Below are 966 nucleotides of genomic sequence, written 5' to 3'. Positions count from 1 at the left end.
GTAGTAAGGCTCGTCGCCGACCAGCATCACGGCCGGCGCTCCGGCCTTCGCGGCGGCCTCGAGCGCGATGGCGACCAGCCTGCGGCCGATGCCGAGATTCTTGAAGGCGGGGCGTACGGCAAGCGGGCCGAGCATCATGGCGCGGCCGGCGCCGGCGGCGACGCGCGTCATGCGCACCGAGGCGATCACCGTGCCATCCTCGACGGCGACAAAGGACATCGAGCGGTCATGTCCTCCGGCTTCGCGGATCTTGTAGGCGGCAAGCACAAAACGGCCGGGCCCGAAGGCCTCGTCGTTGATGGCTTCGATTTCAGCATCGTGCGCCGGGGTTTCCGGCAGGTATCTCACGTCGGCAAGGCTCATGGTCTTTGCGTTCCGGTATACGAGGAAGGTTTGCTGCAAGCGGCAGCGTTCGCCAGTCAGCGCTTCATCAAGCGCGGGCGCCCTTTCGTCGTCGGTCGAACCGGATCGAGGCAAAGTCGAACATGGGCGCCTCCGCTAGCACCAATTTTGTTCGCCTGCAATCGGCGCTTTTGACCTTTTCTTTCCGCCGCTTGACAATCTGGTTTCGTCGTTTGACGAACTGTTCAGCGCCAGAGGGTTTCGACATTTTGGCAACGCGCCTAAATCTTCTTAGGACTTAGGACGCGCAGGAGATTTCGCATGGGATTGCTGATTGAAGGCAAATGGCAGGACCTGTCGCGCGTTACCGACAGCAGCGGCAGGTTTGTACGGAAGGAATCACTGTGGCGCGACTGGGTGACGCGCGACGGCGCGCCGGCGGAAGGCGCCAAGCGCGGCTTCAAGGCAGAGCCTGGCCGCTATCATCTTTACGTTTCGCTCGCCTGCCCATGGGCGCACCGGACGCTGATTTTCCGTGCCTTGAAGAAGCTGGAAGGCATCATCTCCGTTTCGGTGGTGCATCATTTCATGGGCGAGAACGGCTGGACATTCAAGGCAGAAGAC

1 protein-coding gene and 1 pseudogene are annotated in these 966 nt (G+C 61.7%); one reads left to right on the top strand and one right to left on the bottom strand.

Annotation, left to right across the window (positions count from 1 at the left end; translation table 11 throughout):
* Positions 1–363, bottom strand: a 363-nt coding sequence (locus tag EOA38_RS37680) for an N-acetyltransferase (RefSeq protein WP_145966340.1), incomplete at its 3' end; no start/stop codon positions are given.
* 300 nt (positions 364–663) lie between these two features.
* Between EOA38_RS37680 and EOA38_RS37675 the strand changes: the two are divergent.
* Positions 664–966 (top strand): annotated as a pseudogene (locus EOA38_RS37675) (glutathione S-transferase family protein); the annotation flags it as partial.

Origin of the sequence: Mesorhizobium sp. M1E.F.Ca.ET.041.01.1.1, from assembly GCF_003997355.1 — a bacterium.
Taxonomy (GTDB): Bacteria; Pseudomonadota; Alphaproteobacteria; order Rhizobiales; family Rhizobiaceae; genus Mesorhizobium.
The sequence above is the reverse complement of the archived record's forward strand: the minus strand, read 5'-3'. Positions and strand labels throughout refer to the sequence as shown.